Annotated in this window: 15 protein-coding genes; 11 read left to right on the top strand and 4 right to left on the bottom strand. The window is 61.7% G+C overall.

Annotated elements, in window-relative coordinates; translation table 11 throughout:
- The first annotated feature begins 117 nt into the window (after window positions 1-117).
- The 5 genes from BCA01S_RS17235 (at window position 118) to BCA01S_RS17255 (ending at window position 6,570) form a co-directional block, all read left to right on the top strand.
- The gene (locus BCA01S_RS17235) at window positions 118-1,011 is read left to right on the top strand and encodes a LysR family transcriptional regulator (protein ID WP_027777962.1); all 894 of its coding nucleotides are present in this window, start codon (window positions 118-120) and stop codon (window positions 1,009-1,011) included.
- Window positions 1,012-1,304: 293 nt separating this feature from the next.
- A complete protein-coding gene (locus tag BCA01S_RS17240; protein ID WP_027777963.1) occupies window positions 1,305-2,288 on the top strand; it encodes a hydroxymethylglutaryl-CoA lyase in 984 nt (327 codons plus the stop codon).
- Window positions 2,285-3,523: a CaiB/BaiF CoA transferase family protein gene (locus BCA01S_RS17245; RefSeq protein WP_027777964.1), complete on the top strand. Its 1,239-nt coding sequence runs from the start codon at window positions 2,285-2,287 to the stop codon at window positions 3,521-3,523. Before BCA01S_RS17240 ends, BCA01S_RS17245 begins: the two co-directional genes overlap by 4 nt.
- A 62-nt stretch (window positions 3,524-3,585) precedes the next feature.
- On the top strand, window positions 3,586-5,067 hold the full coding sequence (locus BCA01S_RS17250; RefSeq protein WP_027777965.1) for an MFS transporter: 1,482 nt from the start codon (window positions 3,586-3,588) through the stop codon (window positions 5,065-5,067).
- A 417-nt stretch (window positions 5,068-5,484) separates the two neighbouring features.
- Window positions 5,485-6,570 (top strand): glycosyltransferase family 4 protein, encoded by a 1,086-nt coding sequence (locus BCA01S_RS17255; protein ID WP_027777966.1) that lies wholly within the window; start codon window positions 5,485-5,487, stop codon window positions 6,568-6,570.
- A 46-nt stretch (window positions 6,571-6,616) separates the two neighbouring features.
- Here the strand turns inward: BCA01S_RS17255 and BCA01S_RS17260 are convergent, their stop codons facing one another.
- The 4 genes from BCA01S_RS17260 to BCA01S_RS17275 form a co-directional block, all read right to left on the bottom strand.
- Window positions 6,617-9,013 carry an RICIN domain-containing protein gene (locus tag BCA01S_RS17260; protein WP_027777967.1) on the bottom strand — a complete coding sequence of 799 codons (2,397 nt, stop codon included), beginning with the start codon at window positions 9,011-9,013 and terminating at the stop codon, window positions 6,617-6,619.
- Between the two features lie 122 nt (window positions 9,014-9,135).
- Window positions 9,136-9,588, bottom strand: a complete 453-nt coding sequence (locus BCA01S_RS17265; protein WP_027777968.1) for a GDP-mannose mannosyl hydrolase — start codon at window positions 9,586-9,588, stop codon at window positions 9,136-9,138.
- Between the two features lie 64 nt (window positions 9,589-9,652).
- A complete protein-coding gene (locus BCA01S_RS38545; RefSeq protein ID WP_167455722.1) occupies window positions 9,653-9,802 on the bottom strand; it encodes a hypothetical protein in 150 nt (49 codons plus the stop codon).
- A 126-nt stretch (window positions 9,803-9,928) separates the two neighbouring features.
- Window positions 9,929-11,917 (bottom strand): hypothetical protein, encoded by a 1,989-nt coding sequence (locus BCA01S_RS17275; protein ID WP_027777969.1) that lies wholly within the window; start codon window positions 11,915-11,917, stop codon window positions 9,929-9,931.
- A 791-nt stretch (window positions 11,918-12,708) separates the two neighbouring features.
- On the opposite strand from BCA01S_RS17275, the gene BCA01S_RS17280 reads away from it, so the two are divergent.
- From BCA01S_RS17280 to gmd, 6 genes are all read left to right on the top strand, one after another.
- On the top strand, window positions 12,709-13,692 hold the full coding sequence (locus BCA01S_RS17280) for a helix-turn-helix domain-containing protein (protein WP_027777970.1): 984 nt from the start codon (window positions 12,709-12,711) through the stop codon (window positions 13,690-13,692).
- Between the two features lie 86 nt (window positions 13,693-13,778).
- Complete coding sequence (locus tag BCA01S_RS17285; protein WP_027777971.1) at window positions 13,779-15,326, top strand: mannose-1-phosphate guanylyltransferase/mannose-6-phosphate isomerase; 1,548 nt, start codon at window positions 13,779-13,781, stop codon at window positions 15,324-15,326.
- Window positions 15,327-15,378: 52 nt separating this feature from the next.
- Window positions 15,379-16,764, top strand: coding sequence for an undecaprenyl-phosphate glucose phosphotransferase (locus BCA01S_RS17290; protein WP_027777972.1), 1,386 nt, complete (start codon window positions 15,379-15,381; stop codon window positions 16,762-16,764).
- A gap of 68 nt (window positions 16,765-16,832) precedes the next feature.
- Window positions 16,833-17,972: a polysaccharide biosynthesis/export family protein gene (locus BCA01S_RS17295; protein ID WP_027777973.1), complete on the top strand. Its 1,140-nt coding sequence runs from the start codon at window positions 16,833-16,835 to the stop codon at window positions 17,970-17,972.
- Window positions 17,973-18,021: 49 nt separating this feature from the next.
- Entirely contained in the window at window positions 18,022-20,256 is a 2,235-nt protein-coding gene (locus BCA01S_RS17300; RefSeq protein WP_027777974.1) for a polysaccharide biosynthesis tyrosine autokinase, read from the top strand.
- Between the two features lie 122 nt (window positions 20,257-20,378).
- Window positions 20,379-21,497, top strand: a complete 1,119-nt coding sequence (gene gmd / locus BCA01S_RS17305) for a GDP-mannose 4,6-dehydratase (protein WP_027777975.1) — start codon at window positions 20,379-20,381, stop codon at window positions 21,495-21,497.
- Window position 21,498 lies beyond the last annotated feature (1 nt).

Genomic DNA, 21,498 nt, shown 5'->3' on the forward strand with positions numbered 1-21,498 from the left:
CAGCAGAGCCACCGCGCAAGCGCTGCGCATCAATCGACCGTGGATACCCTGGCATCAGGTCCGGCACAGCTTTACTCGGGCATAATTTTCCCCACTCTTACTTTGGAGCCATCCCGCATGTGGCAGATCGATCAGGTGACGTTGCGCTTGTTCATTGCCGTTTGCGAGGAAGGCACGATCGCGCGCGCCGCGGAACGCGAGTTCATCGCGCCGTCGGCGGTCAGCAAGCGGCTCGCCGACCTCGAGGCGCTCGTCGACGTCGCGTTGCTTTCGCGCAGTCAGCGTGGTGTGCGCGCCACTGCCGCGGGCGAGGCGCTGTTGCGGCATGCACGGCTCATCATGCGCAGCCATGAACGCATGCAGGCCGAACTGAGCCAATATGCAGCCGGCGCGCGCGGCCATGTTCGCGTGCTGGCGAACGTGTCGTCGATGGTCGAGTTTTTGCCCGAGGCGTTGTCCGAATTTCTAAAGGCCAATCCGCAGATACGCGTGGATGTCGAAGAGCGCGTGAGCACGGAAATCGTTCGGGGCCTCGAAGAAGGCGTGGCCGATCTCGGCATCTGCCGCGACGTGGTGCCGATGGGTAGTCTCGACGCGCTGCCGTATCGAGCCGATCACCTCGCGCTAATCGTGCCGCGTGGCCATCCACTTGCCGGCGAGGCGGCCATCGGCTTCGAGCAGACGCTTGCGTTCGATCACCTCGGGCTCTCGTCGAATGCGTCGGTCAATGCGCTGATGCAGCGGATCGCGGCTGAGAAAGGACGCGAACTCAACTATCGCACCTACGTGTCGACGTTCGACGCCGCCTATCGTTTTATCCAGGCCGGCCTCGCGGTAGCCATTCTGCCCGGCGAGGCGCTGCCCCGTCATGCCGCCGACGAATACGGCATCGTCGCCGTGCCGTTGCGCGAAGCGTGGGCCGAACGGCGCTTCGTGATCTGCGTGCGCGACCGCAGCGCGCTGACGCTCGCCGCGGCGCATTTGCTGGAGCATTTGCTGCGCATGGTTTGACGCATGCGCAGAGGTAGCGCCCGACTTCCAATCCGAAGCGAAATCAGGCCGCCTGGCCGCTTGCAATCTGCGATTCAAGAGACGCGCATGGGCGCGCAGGTTGGCACTTCGCATCCTCTGAAAAGCCCTTAAGGGTTTCCCCTTTGCGACGGCGCATGCCCGTCCCGCTTGTGTCGCCGGCCATCGTCAACGGCGATGGAGTGCTTCGTCAACGCAGACTTTGCGACGCGGCCTCGCGCAGGCACGCTGTGATCCGTGCTTCATTTCCCCGCATTTTCCGCAGGATTCAAAACATGAGTGATATGAGGGAGCGCGTCGTCGTGACCGAGGTCGGCATGCGCGACGGTCTGCAAAGCATCGCCCAAACGATGCCCACCGAATCCAAACGCCGCTGGATCGACGCCGCCTATGCCGCCGGCGTGCGGCACATGGAAGTGGCTTCGTTTGTGCCGGCGAAGTTGCTGCCGCAAATGGCCGACGCCGACGCGGTCATTGCCCACGCGCTGGGCTATGGCGATCTGATCGTGACCGCACTCGTGCCGAACCTGAAAGGCGCGCAACGTGCGCTCGAAGCGGGCGTGCATCGGATCGTCGCGCCGATCTCGGTGAGCACCGCGCACAGCCTCGCGAACGTGCGCAAGACGCCGGCCGAAATGATCGACGTGTTCGCGGCAATGCGCGAGGCGATCGACAGCGTGCCGGGTGCAGGCACGCGGCGTGTGGAGTTGATTGCCGGTTTGTCGACTGTATTCGGCTGCACGCTGCAAGGCGCGGTGCCCTATGAAGACATCGCCGCCATTGCACGCGACGCGGTGCGTGCAGGTGCCGATGTGATCGCACTCGGCGATACGACCGGCGAAGCGACGCCGCGCCAGGTCGGCGAGATTATCGAAATCGTACGGGACGCGGCGGGCGACAAACTGCGCTCGCTGCATCTGCACGACACGCGAGGCCTTGCGCTCGCCAACACGTTGGTCGGACTACAACATGGCATCCGCGAATTCGACGCATCGCTCGCCGGGCTTGGCGGTTGCCCGCACGCGCCTGGCGCGACCGGCAACGTCAACACCGAAGATCTCGTCTTCATGCTCGAAAGCATGGGCTATGAAACCGGCATTGACCTCACGCGCCTGATCGCGTCGCGTGCAGTGCTCGCCGATGCATTGCCCGGTGAGCCGCTTTACGGCTATCTCGCGCGTGCCGGTTTGCCCAGGCAGTTCGCCGCTTCGAGACAGATCGAATCTTTACCTTCTTCCTGCTCACAGGTGCTGCAATGAACGCCCATTCCGCTATCGCCAGTTCCGCCACTGAAGCGCCGCCGCAGAGCGCGTTGCCGCTTGCCGGCATTCGCGTAATCGAGTTGTCGCATATGGTGATGGGTCCGACCTGCGGGATGATTCTCGGCGACCTCGGCGCAGAAGTCATCAAGGTCGAGCCGCCGCGCGGCGACGGCACGCGCCGCCTGCTCGGCACCGGCGCGGGTTTTTTCCGCACCTTTAATCGCAACAAGAAGAGCGTCGCGCTCGATCTCGATAGCGAAGCGGGACTGGCTGCACTTCACAAGCTTGTCGATACTGCCGACGTGTTCGTCGAAAACTTCAAGCCGGGCCGCATGGCGACGCTCGGTCTCGACTATGCGTCGCTCCGCGAGCGCAACCCGAAGCTGATCTACGTATCGCACAAGGGCTTTCTCAATGGCCCGTACGAACACCGCCTCGCGCTCGACGAAGTCGTGCAGATGATGGCGGGCCTCGCGTACATGACCGGTCCGGTGGGCCGCCCGCTGCGTGCGGGCAGTTCGGTCAACGACATCATGGGCGGCATGTTCGGCGCGATCGGCGTGCTCGCCGCACTGCACGAACGGCATTCGAGCGGGCGCGGCAAGGAAGTGCAAAGCGCGCTCTTCGAAAACTGTGTGCTGCTGTCCGCGCAGCACATGCAGCAGTACGCCGCGACCGGTGTGCCGCCGGCGCCGATGCCTGAGCGCATCAGTGCATGGGCCGTCTACGACGTCTTCACGCTCGCGAACAACGAGCAGATGTTCATTGCCGCGACCGGCGACGGCCAATGGCGCGCATTGTGCGCGATTCTCGGCCGCGGCGATCTGCTCGCCGATCCGCGCCTTGCGACGAACAACGACCGCGTGCTCGCGCGCTCATGGCTGCTGCAAACGCTGGGCGACACCTTGAGCCGTTTCGAAGGCGCGGCGCTCGTGCCGCTGTTCGAGCGCGACCATATTCCGTTCGCGTCGATTGCGAAGCCCGAGGAACTGTTCGACGACCCGCACCTTAAGGAAAGCGGCGGCCTTGCTCGCCTCACGCTCGACGACGGCAGTGAAACCGCCATGCCGCTGCTGCCTATTTCGATCGACGGTGCGCGTTTGCAGCCCCGTCAGCCCATCGCGAAGATCGGCGAGCACACGGTGGCGGTATTGCGCGAGCTCGGTTATGACGAGGCGCAAATCGCGCTGCTGAACAGCGACTCGAATCGGGCGCCACGCGAGGCTGCGTGATCAGCAGCGAACACGGTCAATCAAGCTTATCCGGCGCAGACCGGCATTCAAGGAGACAGACGATGAAGTCGTCGAATCAGACGGTGTATGCGACAGCGGTCGGCGATGCCGGCGCCCTCGGCTTGCCTTCGGGCGCAGGTGCATCGGCGGGTAGCCGCGCAGAAGAAATAGCGCTGGGCGGCGCGCGCATTTCCGCGCGGCTCGACCGCTTGCCGGCCACGCGTTCCATCTGGAAGCTGGTGATGTTGTTGAGCCTCGGGCTCTTCTTCGAACTGTACGACCTGATGTTCTCGGGCTATATCGCGCCGGGACTCGTGCGCAGCGGCATTCTGACCGCGACGACGCATGGCCTGTTCGGCACGAGCGGCGTGGCGAGCTTTATCGCCGCGTTGTTCGCGGGGCTCTTCATCGGTACCGCGGCTTGTGGCTTTCTCGCCGACCGCTTTGGGCGCCGCGCAATTTTCACGTGGTCGCTACTTTGGTATACGGCGGCGAACGTCATCATGGCGTTTCAGGACACGGCGCTCGGGCTCAACTTGTGGCGTTTCATTGCGGGCATCGGCATAGGTGTGGAGATCGTGACGATCGGCACGTACATCTCCGAACTCGTGCCCAAGCACGTGCGCGGCCGAGCGTCTGCGTGTTCGCAGGCAGTCGGTTTTTGCGCGGTGCCGATCGTCGCTTTTCTCTCGTATCTGCTGGTGCCTCATCAGTACTTTGGTCTGGACGGCTGGCGTCTTGTTGTGTTGACCGGCGTGGTGGGCGCGCTCGTCGTGTGGTGGATCCGGCTCGGTTTGCCGGAGAGCCCGCGGTGGCTCGCGCAAAAAGGCCGGATCGACGAAGCGGATGCGATCATGACGCGGCTCGAAGCGCGAGTCGAACGCGAGTACGGACGAGCGCTGCCGGAACCCGCATTGCCCGAGCCGGTTCGTGCCCGCGCAGCGTTCCGCGATCTGCTGGTGCCGCCGTATCGCAAGCGCACGCTGATGCTCATCATCTTTCATGTATTCCAGACGATGGGCTACTACGGCTTCGCCAACTGGATTCCGACGCTGCTGATCAAGCAGGGCATTACGGTGACGACGAGCCTGATGTACGCAAGCATCATCGCGGTGGCGGCGCCGCTCGGACCGTTGCTCGGCTTGCTGATTGCCGACCGTTTCGAGCGCAAGACCGTCATCATCTTCATGGCGGCCGTGAATGTGGTGTGCGGTTTGCTGTTTAGCCAGGTGCGAGAGACGGTGCTGCTGGTCAGCCTCGGCGTGTGTCTCGTGCTCGCGGGCAACATCATTTCCTATAGCTACCACGCGTATCAGGCAGAGCTCTTTCCGACGAGTATCCGGGCGCGCGCCGTGGGCTTCGTTTATTCGTGGAGCCGGCTGTCGGCAATGTTCTCTGCATTCGTGATTGCCGGTTGCCTGAGCCGCTTCGGCGTAAATGGCGTGTTCGTGTTCATTTCCGGTGCGATGGCAATTGTGATGCTCGCTATCGGCACGCTCGGCCCGAAGACACGCGATGTCGCGTTGGAGGACATCTCGAAGTAGGGTCGTTGTTTGCGGAATCTGCGTCGCGCATCAACGACCAGATGTCGCTGCTTTCATCGCACGTCTCGCCAATGTGCGGTAGCGCTCATTAACGCTCGTCAGACATTTGGCGAAATGGTGTAATGGATCGGCCGACCTATTCGGTCTCCAGAAGAAATTCACCTCCTAAGTGGGCGATACCGCTCATTTCGAAGCCGAAGAAGTCTTGGACTTGGCGCAAACTTGCTGGATCTTGGGTGTAACGTTTTCTCGCGACGAGAACCGGTGCATTGGCCGGTCGCGTGTTTCGGAAAGGGCGCGCGTTGCAAAGGCGTGCGCCACATACAAACTATCGGATGAGAGCGCCCAGTGTGCCGTTGTTCACTGGGCCGACTCATCTATCCGCTGCAAAATGGGCGGTCATCAGAGAGATTAATCGTGAGGATTCTTCAACTGGTTCACGCACCACGATTGTCCGGGGCAGAAGTACTCGTAAAAGGTCTTGCGATTCACCATCAGCGTGCCGGACACGAAGTTTGCATGACTTCGCTGCTGCCGCAGCAAGACGACTTCGTCGCTATTCGAGCCGAGCTCGAGGCAGCGGGTGTCATGTGCCGCTTTCCCGATGTGCGGCATGGCAGGATCGGCAAACTGCTGCACCTGTATCGCGTGGTGCGCGAGTTTCGCCCGGATTTCATCATTGCGCATGCGACGCTTGCTGCGCTGTACGTGCGTCTGTTGCCGGTGCACACACCTATCGCATGGGTGATGCACTCGGGCGTCAACGACTTCGAGAACGGTGCGCTCAAGCGCGCCGAACGCCTGCTATCGCGCCGGGCGAGGGCCATCATCGGCGTCTCGCAGCAGAATATCGACGACTATATGCGCGAGATCGGCCGGCATCCTTCGATGGTGGTCATTCCCAATGGCGTCGACGCGTCGCTATTCGCTGGACACGACAGTTCGCCCGCACACGACAGTGCGGTGCCTTCGAAGCAGATCGTTCAGCTCGGCCGATACATAGAAGGAAAGAGTCAAACGGACACGGTTCGCGCATTCGAGCGTGTACTTCAGGTCGAACCCGAAGCGCGTTTGCTGCTGTGCGGCGTGGTCGAGGAACTCGATTATCACCGCGCGGTGGTGTCGCTCGTGAGGCAACTTGGTCTGGAGAGCAAGGTCAGCGTATGCGGACCGCGTTCGGACGTTGCCGCGGTGCTGCGCTCCTCGCGCGTGTTCGCGATGCCATCGCGCTTCGAAGCCCAGAGCATAGGATTTCTGGAGGCGCTCGCATCGGGAATTCCGGTCGTGGCAAACCGCATTCCTTCATTCGGTTTCGCGAGCAATCTGGCTGGCGTGAATCTCGTCGATACGACGGACGTCGACGCCTATGCTCACGCGCTCGTCAAGGCATTGGAAACGCCGCGCGCGCACCGGCAACTCGCGGGCTATACGCTGCACGACACTGCGGACCGCTACATGTCGATTGTGCGCAAGTTCGCTCAGCCGATGCAGATATCGGCCTGAATTGACCTTGAGCTCATTCTGAGCTTATGGACCGGCGCGCCACGCGTTATTGCGCGAGCCGGTCTATTCTCACCGTCTCCGAAAACAGCCCTGGTAGCTCGCCGAGATCGTGCGGCGCGCCCAGGGTAAAGCCGTTTTCCAGCGGATAGCGCGACAGAGCCGGTGCGCCGCCAGTAAAGTAAAAGTCGCCGAGCGTCGCGTCGGTTCTGCGATAAAGCACGAGCGCAGCGCCATGCGTGTCGCGCACATAGCCAGGGAATACATCTGACCACGACATGCCGCGCAACGAAGCCACGTGGACCGGCGTCGCTGCGGATCCGGCGAGGTCGAGCGTGGCGATGTCGATCAGCATGTCGGCGTCGGTGCCATTTACACGCGGCGTGACCAGCATTAGCGTGTCGCGATCGTCGCCGCGCGACGATGCGACCGTCGTCTTCACGAAGCCAGGCACGAAGTTAGCCGGCAACATTCTGCGTTCGCCGATGCTCATGCGCGCCCCGTCGTTCGAGATGACCGTGAGCGACACGCGCCCTTGCGCCGTCTCCATGGCGACGAGCGACGAGCGCGAGCCCGCGTTGCCGAACGGCAGCAACGCAGCGTTCTGTGCGAGGCCTTGAGCTTGCGCGACGAGCACAGGGGCGGTGCCACGATCTGCAGCGCCGGCAGATGACGCGATCCACAAGTCGAGACCGCTATCTGCGCGCTTTTGCGCAATGAGCACACTGGCTCTGCGCGTGCCGGTGAAATCCGCAGCCACGTATTGCTGAGCCAGTTCGGGTTTGAATGCCGCGTCCGTTTGCAACCAGAGGCGGGGCGCATCAAAACGATCGCCCAAACTGCGCAGTAGCCAGAAGGCGGTACCGTTCTCTCGCGCAGTAACAACCATCAGGTCAGCCTTGCCATCGCCGTCGAAGTCGCCGAGCAGGAAACGCGCGCTGTCGAAGCACAGTTTGTCGCCCGCGCAGCTCGGCGCGGTGGCGTCTGGGTCGAACGGCACAGCGGCTGCATACCAGAGCGCCGGGGGCGCGGCTTTTTCGAGCGACGCTGCGTAGACGTTGAAGCCCGGACCATCGTGCTGCCGCTGCACATAGATTGCGGATTGTGCTCCCGTGCCCGTCACGTCTGCGTACATTGCGGTGGCAAGCCGGGGATCGTTTGCCTGGATGCGTTGCGTCGTCGCCCAACGGTAACGCGTGGTGAGCGCGGTGCACCCGCGCATTGTCAGCTTGCCGTCGTTTTCTCCGAGGCAATGACGCATAGGCGTGTAGACAAGGCCGAAGTCCCATGGCGTCCAGCGTTGCGCAAGGTCCCACTGATCGCAGCTTTCCGAGCGCAGATAACCGTCGCGCTCGGCGATGCATTGCGACGTCGCCACGCTGACAAGCGCCGCATTGCGCGCGTTGCCGGGATAGACCGGTACCGGCTCCCATCGCCATTGCTGCGCGGCGGATCCATTGCATGCGGCGAGCGTGGGTGCACGGCCGGGCCCGCTTGCCGTTACGCAGCGATTCGTCGCGACATTGAATAGCTGTATTGGACGCGCCTGGAAGTCCGGCACGCGACGATCGCTGCGATCCGCGAATGCATAACGCCGCGCGATCCAGTTGCCGTCCCACTGGAACTCGCCGAATACATGCGACGACTCGCTTCCGTCGATCGAAAAGTAGCTCGCGACAATGTCGCGCTTGCGCTGCACTTCGGCCGCGGGAACATTGGCCGGCCAGCCGCCCGTCGGGTACGTCACGTGATAGACGATCGGCACGCTCCTCGCGAGAGTCTGGGCAACATGACGCGCAATGCGTGCGGCAAGGATGTGATCCGGATGTTCGACAAATGGTACGGTGTCCGGATTAAGCGTGTAGATCAGCGTAGCCTCAGCGAGAATTGCCTTCAATGTGGCCGACAGCGTGTCGCGGTCGTATTTCATGCGCCCCGAGCCGTCCGTGCTCATCGGATACGAGAAAAGCGTTGCGCGCTGCTCCCACAGCAAGCCGAGCGGCTGGCGTCCGCCACGCACGCCTCCGCCCGGCAGTCGCAATTCGAGTAGCCGAACCTGGGGCTTTGCTTTCAGCACCATTTGATGCACGAGCTTGCCGGCAATCTCGATGTTCGATTCGCTCCACGCGTCAGGCACCCCCGCCATGCGCGAATACGCGAGCCGCGAGGCCCGTTCGCGCGTGAGCACATAGGAAAAGTTCGCACCGTTTGCGCCGCCGATCAGATGCACCGTAGTGATGCACCATCCTGCGTCCAGACGTTCGCTGATCGCGGGATCGACAAACAGCAGATCGTCGTCGAGATGCGCGACGACCGTGACGAGTGTGCCCGCCTTGCAGGCGGCCGCGCGCGCTGTCGCTGGAAAGATGGCGAACACGAGCACTGCGAGCACCGCGACGAGTGCAATGCACGACCCCCGAACAGAACTGGCTACTGCTGATCGCATGTCGATTCGAGCCGTTAAAAGTGGGCTCGATCATACTGCAATGGTCTGACGTTCCACGTTGCCGGGATAACACTGCGCGCGACATGACGCCCGCGCTTCGCCGGTCAGCAATATCGGCGCGATTAGCGGAAGTACGCCTTGGTGTTTTCGTGGACGTCCGGGTGAGCGAGCAGCTCGGCCGGCGTGAGCCACAGATAGTCGCTGTGCTGATCGGGCCGCCCGATCTGCTGCGTGTTGCCGGGCGACAGCGCATATGCGAGCACGATGTAGTGAGTCGAAACGCCGGGCTCTGCCGCGAAATTGTCGCTGTAGTGATGTTCGAATACGCCTTCGAAGCGCGCGGACGAACGCGCGAGCTTCGCGATACCCAGTTCGGCATCCGCAATGCGCGCGAACGCGGCGTCGAGCGTTTCATCTTTCAGAATGCGGCCGCCGGGCACAAACCACGTGCCGCGTGCGGGCCGGTTCCGGCGATGGCCGATCAGGATTCGTCCGTCTGCGTCCCTCACGATCAGATCGATCGCGACGAGTGGCGTTAGACGAACAACGTCGAGAAAGTCGATCTCCGTGAGCATTTCAGTTCCTTAAGCGAGGTTGCTATGTCTGGCGCGACTTTTCTATTGCAAGCGCTAGTAGTCGCTAGTAGTCGCCGCGGTTGTCATCGTCGCGGGTCAGCTTCTCTGCTACATAGGCGAACAGCAACAGAAGCACGAGTGTGCCCGCCGCCGCAAACACAAACGCGCTGGCTACCGCCGCGAGTACCAGCATCATCCATGCAACGCCGTTCATTGGGCGGCTCCAGCGCGTCGATAAGAATGCTAGCTTTACCGGCGCGGATTTTTTGTGCGCTACCTAGCTATCGCGTCGGTTTCGCGGCGCGATGTCGCGTACCGATCGCGCCATCCATACGAATTTCTATCGGGCAACGTATCCTTCCGGCGCAGTCACCGCGTCCTTGAACACGTCGGCGTTCCTGGACAGCACATAGAGAGGCGCGGGCGACAGTTTCAGGTTCGCCACGCCGTCGCGATACGGTACGGCCGTTGCGTTGCCCATCATGTCGAGCGCAATGACCTCGCCGCTCGTGCCCGGTGCGTCGACCCGCAAGCGGTAGTCGACGCCTTGTCCCGCGTTGAAGCCGGTTTTCGCGCTCCATCGGTTGTTGTCGTGAGTCCACAGCGCAGTCACGATCTTGCCGCCGCCAAGCCTTCTGAACGCATATGCATGAACGCCTGCTGGCAGGCCCTTCAGAGGCCCAAGCGTATTGGTTCCGTCGATGATGCGTGTCATTGCCGCAACCGCGAGCGCCGCGGGTTTTGGGCTGATCCGGGAAGGACCATACGCGCCTTTCGCGTGTTCGAGTTCGAAGAAGATGCCATAGCCCGGCGCGGCATCCGGCATGTCCGCGAGATAGAACACGTAGGTCATGTCGGCGCCCTCGCCGAGCAGGATCAAATGCGTGCGGGCGACAACCGCGGCCTGTGCGTACAGCACGTCCGCGCTTGGATAGTTCTTGCCGTACGATTCGCCGATGTCGTAACTGATGCCCGTTTCGGTAACGAAGAGCGGCGCGCCTGGCTTCAGGTATTGACGCATTTCGTGGCGCAACGCACGCATCGAAGCAGCCAGCGCTCCGGACACGGTGCCTTCATTGCGCGTGTCGGCGACACGCTCCGGCGGATGCGATGGCGTGGTGCCGATGTCGTAATAGCCGTGAACGGTCATGCCGTCCATATAGCGGCCGATGCCTAGCGGACCCAGACGGCGCATCCACGTCACGTTGCCCTGCACCGATGAATACGTGAGCCCCATGACCACGGCATGCGGGTCTGTCTGGTGGATGCCTTCCCACACTGCCTTGTACATCGTGACGAAATTGGCGTCGCTATCGCGCCAGGGCAATCCGCCATCCGCGTCCGGCTCCCACGTCACCTGATAGTAATTGTCACGCTGCTTCGGAAAATACGTCGTGCGGACGCGGTTCGATTCCGAGCCGACCTTTGCCATGTAGTCCTTCATCTGCGGGAGTGAAGTAGGTGCGTAGCTATGAGTCTCCTTGCCCGTGGGGCTTGCCCACTTGGGGATGCCGTCGAGCTGGATCAGACGCATGATGTCGCCGCGCTGGAAGTACGGCGTGAGCTGCTTCGTCGCGGGATTGAAGGTGGCCGGCTTATCGGGCTCCTCCATGTACCAGTTGCGATTGTCGTTGGCCCACGTCAGGCCGAGTGCGGTATAGACCGGACGGTAGCCGTCACCGTCGCAGCAATGCTGGCCGGGCGCGAGATAGGCGGTGCCCTGGCCGCCAAAGCGGTGCAGGTCCGCGTAGGGAAACTGCACGGGGGGCAAGGCCGGCGCGGTATCGGGCAGTACGCCGAAGGTCGCGATACCTGCGGCACGCGTGCCGCGCGATTCGAGCTGTCCTCGCGCACGTTCGAGCGAGGCCGACACTGCAAAGTAGCCCGCCGCTGTAGATGAGCAACTTAGCGTCGCCGACGTCGTGCCCGCCGCGACGCCAAAGCTCCCACTTGCACGCACAAGGTTCCACGTGTCGCGTATCTGCCAGTTGAGCGTGTCGTTTTGCGGTGCGCGCGTGGTGATGACGAGCGTGAACGGTTTCGACGCGGCGAAGAGGCGTGTGCCGTCGCTGGGCGTGTCGGCTTCGATGAGATCGCCGTTGGATGCCGCGCGCGTCTGCGATGACGGTGCCGAGCAGCGCAGACCTTGACCTGACGGCGTTTTGACGTCGACGGGAGCCGCGGCCACAGCGGCTGCATTGCATTGAGCCGGGACGCACCACAGTAGGGTGACGACGGCGAAAAAGAGGGCGGCGGGCCGCATTGGAGCGCGCGCTGCGGATGGATCGCTCACGCTTCGCGCTGCGCCGTGTTTGCTTCGATTCGACATAGATTCCCCCGTGCGGTTCGCGGCGTATGTGGACGCGCGAACGTCGTCAAACTGCTAATTCACCAGGTCAGAGCCGCCTCGGTGTAGTGTCCGTTTGTGCGCATTGCGGAAAATGCATAGTGCAATTCCGCAATTCCGTGGCGGTTTCCGCCGGTTTCCGGTCTCGCGCCTTACGCTTCTGGTCCGTCATTTGCGCTGCCGCGTTATCCGGTGTTATTTCCATGTTTCAGGTCTGAAACATTAATCGGCATCTTTATATTCAAGACGGCCAATAAGAACAAATTAAATAATTTAAGTGAGCAGTAACGCGCCTATATTAGACACTTCTTTGCGCTATTGAAGTGCGTGGTGTCCATCGAACGCGCAAAGGTGCGCAGCAAGTTCGGCGGCGAGCCTACGCGTGGAGGAGAAATCATCTGCGCGGCCCGCACAAGGCGGCAAAAACAGCTTTATAACAGCGACCGGGACGGGCGGATTGGATTGTAACCGCCCTTTTTTGAGTCGTGATCCAGTGTGCGGTGCCGAACGAAATGCGCTCCTGGTTTGCACTAACATTCGCACAACGCCAATTCAATGATATGCGGAATCGGCAATTAATTCGGTGCAATTCGGTGACGGCAGAATATTGCCGAAAAATCACCGGCGAACCACCCCTGTCAATGCGCCAACATGTCAACACTATCGGTCATGGCGGCTAAATACTTGATTTAGGGTGGCTATGATGCACTGCTCGGAGTCGGCCCGCCGTGGCCGTTGACGGTGAAGGAAGCCGTTTTCTGGTGAGGATAGCTATGACCTGCGCGAGTCTCGAGTCAGCAATGCTGCGCTGGGTGCACGCACCGAACAAGGGGATGCGTCGCATCGCGATATTGATGTTCAACGACTGCTCGCTGCAAGGCGCCGGCGTCGTAGCCGAAGTGTTTCAGGCGGCGAACGATCTCGCGTCCACGGGCTCCGGCGGCTGCTCTTATGACGTGTGTTTCCTGTCGGCAGACGGCGGCATGGTGACCTCATCGTCGGCTCTGCGAGTGTGGACGGATGGACTCGACGCGAGACATTACAGCGGCTTCGACGCGTTGTACGTGGCCGGCGGCAAGGGTGCCCTGGCCGCTGCGAAGGACGAACGCCTGATTGCCTGGTTGCGCCGCGTGCGTCACAACACAGGAATGATCCGGCCGATCGCGGAAGGGCGCGCACTGCTCGACGCGGCATACGTGCCGGACGCAATGGGCGGCAACGAGTTGCGCGAGCCGTCGGTACTGCCGCGCCAGACCGAGCAGACCGCCGACGCAGGCGATCGTCTCGAGTCCATGCGCAGTGCGCTCGCAATGATCAAGCGCGATCTGGGCGCCGCGACCGCGCGCACCGTTGCGGAGCGTTTGCTGGCCGATTCGTGCTCGAACCTCGGTCCGCTGCTGAGCGAAGACGGCGCGCTCACGCCGGGTGACAAGGTTCGCGCGGCGGCGCGCTGGCTGCAGGAAAACTGTCAGCAGTCGATTTCGATTGCCGACGCTGCGCAGTTCGCGGCGATGAGCGAGCGCAACTTTCTGCGTCGCTTCAAGATGGAAATGGGCATTACGCCTTCTAGTTTTCTGCTGCACGAGCGTCTCGCGGTGACGTGCAGTCTGCTGACGGAGTCCGAACTGCCGGTCGACAAAATCGCGCGACGCACCGGCATGGGCAACGGTGACAGGCTCGCGAAGGTATTTCGCAAGCGAATGAGAATTTCGCCTACGGAGTTCAGGATTCAAAGCCGCCGCATGGTGGGCCAATAGCCTCGGCGGCGCGAGCCGGGCCTGCCTGATACACGCAGTCGCCACGTCTGCTCTGGCGTTATTGAAGAATCATAAGGATCACGAATATGTTGACTCAGGGAACCGAAAACGGCGCGTCTTCCAATGTGGGTGGCGAGGCAACCGGCGTGCGTTGCACACGCATCGTCCCCGTCATCCTTGCGGGCGGATCGGGCACGCGGCTGTGGCCGGTGTCGCGCGAGAACTATCCGAAGCAGCTTATCGACGTGGTGGGTTCGGATTCTCTGCTGCAAGCCACCGCGCGGCGCATGAACGGTTTTCCATCAAACTGGCAGGTCGACGCTTCGCCCATCATCGTATGCGGAGAAGAGCACCGCTTCGTGATTGCCGAGCAGTTGCATGAGAACGGCGTCGAGGCTCGCCTGATCGTCGAGCCCGCTCGTCGCGATACGGCGCCCGCGCTCACGCTCGCGGCATCGCTTGCGTGCGCAGACGGTAGGGACGGCATTCTCGTCGTGATGCCGGCCGATCATTCGATCGCTGATCTCGGTGCATTGCAGGCCGCGCTGGAACGCGCAGCGCTTTACGCGGAACGAGGCGCGATTGCGACGCTGGGCGTGCCGCCCACGCGGCCGGATACTGGCTTCGGCTATATCCGTATCGGTGCCGCGCTGCCCGACGGTGGGCATGCGATCGACGGCTTCGTGGAGAAGCCAGCGGAGGAACTCGCTGCGAAGTACGTTGCCGCGGGAACGTATTGGTGGAATAGCGGCATCTTCATCGTGCGTGCGAGCGTGTGGCTTGCTACCCTCGCGCGCCTACAGCCCGAGATGCATGCTGCGTGCGAGCGCGCGTTCAGTGGCGGACGCAGCGAAGGCGCGTACTTCCGACCGCTTGTGGACGCGTTCCTCAGCGCGCCTGCCAATTCGATCGACTACGCCGTAATGGAGCGCCTGACCGACGCACCGGACGCGAATGCGGCCGAGCCGGCTCAGGCAGGTGGCGCATCGCACGCGGGCGTAGTCGTCAGGCTGGAGGCCGGCTGGTCCGATCTGGGTTCGTGGGACGCGGTGTGGGCCGCGATGGAGAAAGACGCCAACGGCAACGCAGGGCGTGGCCGCGTGACGTTCGAAGGAGCGGTGTCGAGCTACGCGCACTCCGAAGGACGCCTTGTTGCGTGCGTCGGCACGACGAATGTGGTGGTCGTCGAAACCGCCGACGCGGTGCTTGTGGTGGACCGCTCGCATGTGCAGGACGTCAAGGGTCTCGTATCGCGCATCAAGGCGCAGCACGCTCCCGAAGCCGATGCGCACCGCAAGGTGCACCGCCCGTGGGGTTTCTACGATTCGATCGACCACGGCGAGCGCTTTCAGGTGAAGCGCATCGTCGTGACGCCCGGCGCACAGCTTTCGCTCCAGTTGCATCATCACCGCGCAGAACATTGGGTCGTGGTGCGCGGCACGGCGCTCGTCACGCGAGGCGAAGAGCAATTCCTGCTGAGCGAGAACGAGTCGACTTACATCCCGCTCGGCACGCGCCACCGGCTTGAAAACCCGGGCAAGGTGCCGCTCGAAATTATCGAAATCCAGTCGGGTACTTATCTGGGCGAAGACGACATCGTGCGATTCAACGACAACTACGGCCGTTGCTCATAGGCAGCGTGCCGGACGGGTTGCGAACAGGAACGGCCAGTACGAGGTAAGCAAAATGCGCAAGTTTCAGGATTTACTCGCGCGAATGTTCGATGTCGCGTTGGTGCTGGCGGGTGCGGCGGTAGCGTCGCAGATCCGCTTCGATTACCTCGCTCAATCTGGTTTCTATTGGGCGCTGGTGATGTTTGCCGCTGCCTTCGCGCTGGCGATCTTTCCCGCGTTCGGCGTGTATGAATCGTGGCGCGGCCGCTCGAAGTTGATGCTCGCGGGTCAGGTGTCGCTTGCATGGCTGATCGTGCAGGGCAGCGCGCTCGTGCTCATGTATTCGTTGCATCGGATCGACTTCGTGTCGCGCCTGTGGTTCTCGTACTGGACTGCCATCACGGGTGGCTTGCTGATCTCGTACCGGCTCATCACGCATGCGGTGCTTGCGCGAGCACGCAGTGCGGGCATGAATCTGCATCAGGTGGCGATAGTAGGGAGCGGCTCGCAATGCGACGCGATCATCCGCCGTATCGAATCCGCACCCACCACGGGATTTCGCGCGACGGCGGTCTACAACACGAGCCCGGAGAAGTCGCCGGTCACGAGTACGCGGGTGCCGGTGTTCGACCGTGTGGATGCGCTCGCTGAATACATCCGCACGAACGACGTTCACGAGTTGTGGCTGATGTTGTCGCTCTCCGAAGAGCCGTTGATCTGTTCGCTCGTCAGCGAGTTCCGCGACGATCTGGTGAACATCCGTTTCATGCCCGACGTGCGCAGCCTGGCGCTCTTCGAAGGCAGCGGCGTGATCGACGTTCTCGGCGTGCCGGCGATCAATCTGGTTGCGTCGCCGTTGTCGGCGAACTCAATGCTGAAGAAGGAGATCTTCGACCGTCTGTTCGCGGCCGCTGCGCTCCTTTGTCTCGGTCCGGTTCTGCTTGCTATCGCCATTGCGGTGAAGCTCTCTTCGCGTGGGCCGGTGTTTTTCAGGCAGAAGCGCAAGGGTGCGGACGGACGTGTATTTACCATCTACAAGTTCCGTTCGATGCGCCTGCACACCGAGGAAAAAGGCACCGTCAAACAGGCTACGCGCGACGATCCGCGCGTGACGAAGGTAGGTGCGTTTTTGCGCCGCACGAGCCTCGATGAGCTGCCGCAGTTTTTTAACGTATTGCGTGGCGACATGTCGGTCGTGGGACCGCGTCCTCATGCGCTCGAGCACGACGACCTCTATCAAAAAGTGGTCGCGGGCTACATCAATCGCTATCGGATCAAGCCGGGCATTACAGGTTGGGCGCAAATCAACGGCTTTCGTGGCGAGACCGACCGCATAGAAAAAATGGAACGTCGCGTCGAACATGACCTCTACTACCTGGGGCATTGGTCGTTCGCACTCGACATGCGGATCATCGGCGCGACGATTGTTGCCGGACTGGTGCATCGAAACGCTTACTAGTTGTTAACAAAACACGCGGGGCGTCGCCTTATCTGGGGAACGCCGCTCCCGCGCAAGGAGGAAATGTTATGAGCTCGCTTGGTACACGCACGGGAAGTCTTACGGTTTTCGCCATCGCTGCATTGCTCGCGGGCTGCGCCGCCGCGCCTGGTCAGCGGATGGACACACCGGCCATGCTTCAGGAAACAGGTGGCGATTTCAGCACCGAACCCGCGCAGCAACAGACGATACCGATTACCGATATCAATCTGTCGCTGGTGCGCAAGATGCGCACCGAGCAAACCACTGCCGCATTGCCGTCGGAAACACTGGCGCTTTTCGGCAAGCCGACTCCCTATCGCGTGGGTCCCGGCGACGTGCTGCAAATCGTCGTGTGGGATCACCCGGAACTCGCGGCAGCTTTAGGCCAGCCGGCGCAGAACGGCAAGACGACCGACGCGGCATCGGGCTTTCTCATCGACGAAAAGGGCGATGTGCAGTTCCCGTACGCGGGCACGGTGCACGTGGCCGGCAAAGACGTCGGCACGATCCAGAAGGAACTGTATAGCCGCCTGAGCAAGGTCTATCAGAAGCCGGAAGTGACCGTGCGTGTAGCGTCTTTCCGCGCTGCGCAGATCTATGTAGACGGCGAAGTCCGCACGCCTGGCACGCAGTCGATCAACGACATTTCGATGTCGCTCACGAGCGCGATCAACCAGGGCGGCGGCTTCAGCCCGAATGCCGATCGCAGCCGTGTCGAGCTGATTCGCAATGGCGTCACGTATCAGCTGAACATGGATGACCTGCTCAAGCGCGGACACAACCCGTCGAACATCTACCTGCAACCGGGCGACGCGATACGCGTGGCCTCGCGCGAAGACAGCGGTGTCTATGTGATGGGCGAAGTGAACAAGCCTGCGACGATCACGCCGATGCGCAACGGTTCGCTGACGCTTTCGCAAGCCATTTCGGATAGCGGCAGCTTCGATTCGAACACAGCCGCCACGCGGCAACTGTTCGTGATCCGCAACTCGACGAGCGATTCGCCGCAGGTCTATCACCTCGACGCAACCTCGCCGGTTTCGATGATTCTCGCCAACCAGTTCGAGCTGCAACCGAAGGACGTGGTGTATGTCGGTCAGGGCGGACTGGTTCGCTTTAACCGTGTGTTGAACCTGCTGCTGCCGGCAATCAATGCGGCTGTGACTGGTGCCGTGCTCGCGAAATAACGACCCTATAACGTAAATCAGAACCGCCGGGTTCCGCTGGGTGACCAAAATGGCAATCAATTTCGAAAACCGCTACACCGACGTGTCCGGACCGGACGAGCTTCATCTGTCGGACTATCTCCGCACTATCGTGCGGGGCTGGCGCACCATCGCCATGGTGACGCTGATAGCGCTCGCGCTGGGGTGCGCGTACGCTTTCCTGGCCCCGCCAACGTATCGAGCGGATGTGTTGTTTCACGTCGAGGACAAGACGGCGAATGCCAACGCGAACGGCAAGGACTCGTTGCCGCCGCTCACCGGGATGTTCGATACGAAGCCGTCGACCGCGGCCGAGATCGAGCTGCTCAAATCGCGTCTCGTGACGGAGGAGACCGTCAAGAAACTGCATCTCGACATCACCGCTACGCCGCGCTATATGCCGGTTATCGGCAGCCTGATTGCCGGGCTCGTGAACGGGCAGTGGGGCTTCAAACTACCGCAGTTCATCAATCTGTCCGGCTACGCGTGGGGCAATGAAAGCATCTCGGTGTCGCGTTTCGACACGTCGAAAGAGATGTACGACACGACGTTCACGCTGATCGCCGGCAACGATCGTTCGTACGTGCTGCGCGACAAAAACGGCATTGCGATTCTGTCGGGTCACGTCGGCGAAACGGTTGAAACCGACACGGCGGACGGTCCGATCGCCCTGCGTGTCGATTCGCTGACCGGCGCGCCGGGCTCGCAGTTCGAGTTGTCGCGTGCATCGACGTTGAGCACGGTCGATCGTTTGCAGAAAGCGCTCGTCGTGCAGGAAACCACGCTGCAGTCCGGCGTGATCCGCGCGAGTCTCGAAGGCGGCGACAGCGCGTTGACCGCGGCGATCGTCAACAGCATGGCGCGTGAATTCGTGCGCCAGGACGTTGCGAGCCGTTCGACGGAAGCCGAGCACATGCTCGCATTCCTCGATCAGCAATTGCCGGGCTTGCGCAAGGAACTGGACGACGCCGAACAGCGCTACAACAAGTTCCGCAACACGCACGGTACGGTGGATCTTGGCGAAGAGAGCCGCTTGCTGCTTCAGCAGATCGTCGACAACAAGACCAAGCTGCTGGACCTGCAAACGCAACGTGCGGAGATGTCGCAACGCTTCACCGCGAATCACCCGGCGGTCGCCTCGCTGGATGCGCAAATCGCAGCACTGCAGGGCGCGCAGACCAATATGAACCGCAGCGTGTCGGTGATGCCGGACACGGAGCAGACCGCGTTGCGTCTGTTGCGCGATGTGCATGTCGATACCGAGCTTTACACGAATCTGCTGAATAGCGCGCAACAACTGCGCGTGGCGAAGGCAGGTCAGGTCGGCAACGTGCGGGTGGTCGATTTCGCCGAGGCGCCGGATGAGCCGGTGCGTCCGAAGCGCGTGATCGCAATCCTGATCGCGCTCGGCGGCGGCCTCGTACTCGGCATCATGCTGACCTTCTTCAAGCGCGCGATGTACGGCGGCGTGGAGCGTCCTGACGAGCTCGAAGCGGTGCTGGGCGTCCCGGTGTTCGCCGTGGTGCCGCGCAGCCAGACGCAGTTGCGGTTGCAGGAAAATGTCATGTTGCGCCGTCGCGGATTGCATGTTCTCGCCCAGCAGGCACCGGAAGATATCGCTGTCGAAGGCGTGCGGAATCTGCGCACCTCGCTGCAGCTTTCACTCGACCACGCTCCGAATAACGTGGTGATGATCACGGGTTCGCGGCCCGACGCGGGCAAGTCGTTCCTGTCGGTGAATCTGGCGGCACTGGTGGCGTCGGCAAATAAACGCGTGCTGGTTATCGACGGCGACATGCGGCGCGGTGACGTGCACTCGCATTTCGGCATCGCGCATCAGCCCGGTTTGTCGGATGTGCTGAGCGGCGGCGATCTGGCGTCGATGATCCAGCGCGACGTGCTGCCGGGTCTGGACGTGCTGGCGAAGGGCACGCTGCCGTCGCATCCTTCCGAACTGCTGATGAGTTCGCGCTTCGAGTCGATGCTCGAAGAACTGAAGGCGCGCTACGACCTCGTGATCATCGATACGCCGCCGGTTCTCGCGGTGACCGATTCGACACTGATCGGCAAGCATGCGGGTACGACACTGCTGGTGGTGCGCCATGGCCGTCATCCGGTGAATGAAATTGCGGAGACCGCCAAGCGTCTTCGTAATGGAGGCGTCGGACTCAGAGGCGTATTGCTCACTGATGTGCCGCAGGAAGGAGCATTCCTCGGTTCGGGTTATCAGGGCGGCTATTACGGGTACGACAGTATCGCGGGTTGAAAGAAAAGACAGTATCGCGGGTTAAAAGACGGTATCGCGGGTTGAAAGAAAGTATCGCAGGTTGAAAATCGGGGCTGAGTTTTCTCGCCACAAGTACTAAAAAGTTCAAAAGGGGAAGCTTCATGAAACGCAAGGTCGCGCTGATCACGGGGATCACGGGGCAGGACGGGTCGTATCTTGCCGAGCTGTTGCTCGCTAAGGACTACGAAGTTCACGGCATCAAACGCCGCTCGTCGCTATTCAACACAGATCGAATCGATCACCTGTATCGCGATCCACACGATCCGGAACAGCGGCTCTTTCTGCATCATGCGGATTTAACGGATTCCACCAGTATTCTGCGCGTGATTCAACGCGTGGAGCCGGACGAGATTTACAACCTGGCGGCGCAAAGCCACGTTGCAGTATCGTTTGAAGAGCCGGAATACACGGCTAACGCGGACGGTCTCGGCGCGTTGCGCATCCTCGAGGCTATCCGTATCCTGGGCCTTCAGAACAAGACGCGCTTTTATCAGGCGTCGACTTCGGAACTGTATGGCCTCGTGCAACAGGTGCCGCAATCGGAGACCACGCCGTTCTATCCGCGCAGCCCTTATGCAGTGGCGAAGATGTTCGCGTACTGGACGACCGTCAACTATCGCGAAGCCTACGGCCTTTATGCATGCAACGGGATCCTGTTCAATCACGAATCGCCCGTACGCGGCGAGACCTTCGTGACGCGCAAGATCACGCGTGCCATTGCACGTATCGCGGTCGGCATGCAGAAAACGCTGTACCTCGGCAATCTTTCCGCGTTGCGCGACTGGGGTCATGCGCGCGACTACGTCGAGATGCAATGGCGCATGCTCCAACAGGAGCAGCCGGAGGATTACGTCATCGCCACCGGTGTGCAGTACAGCGTGCGTCAGTTCGTTCAGCACGCGGCTGCCGAACTGGGCGTTACGGTGCGTTTCGAAGGCAGCGGTGTCGACGAAATCGGCATTGTCGAGAAGGTGGAAGGGCGCGAAACCAGAATGTCGCCGGGCGATGTAATTGTGCGTGTCGATCCGCGCTACTTCCGTCCAGCGGAAGTGGAGACGCTGCTCGGCGATCCGTCCAAGGCGCATGCGCAGCTCGGATGGCAGCCGACCACGCCGTTCGCTTCGCTCGTCAAGGAGATGGTTCGCTCCGACTTCCAGATTGCACGTCGTGACGCGCTCGTCACGCTCGCCGGTTTCACGGCGCTCGAACATCACGAGTGAC

The organism is Paraburkholderia caledonica NBRC 102488 (genome assembly GCF_000685095.1).
GTDB lineage: Bacteria > Pseudomonadota > Gammaproteobacteria > Burkholderiales > Burkholderiaceae > Paraburkholderia > Paraburkholderia caledonica.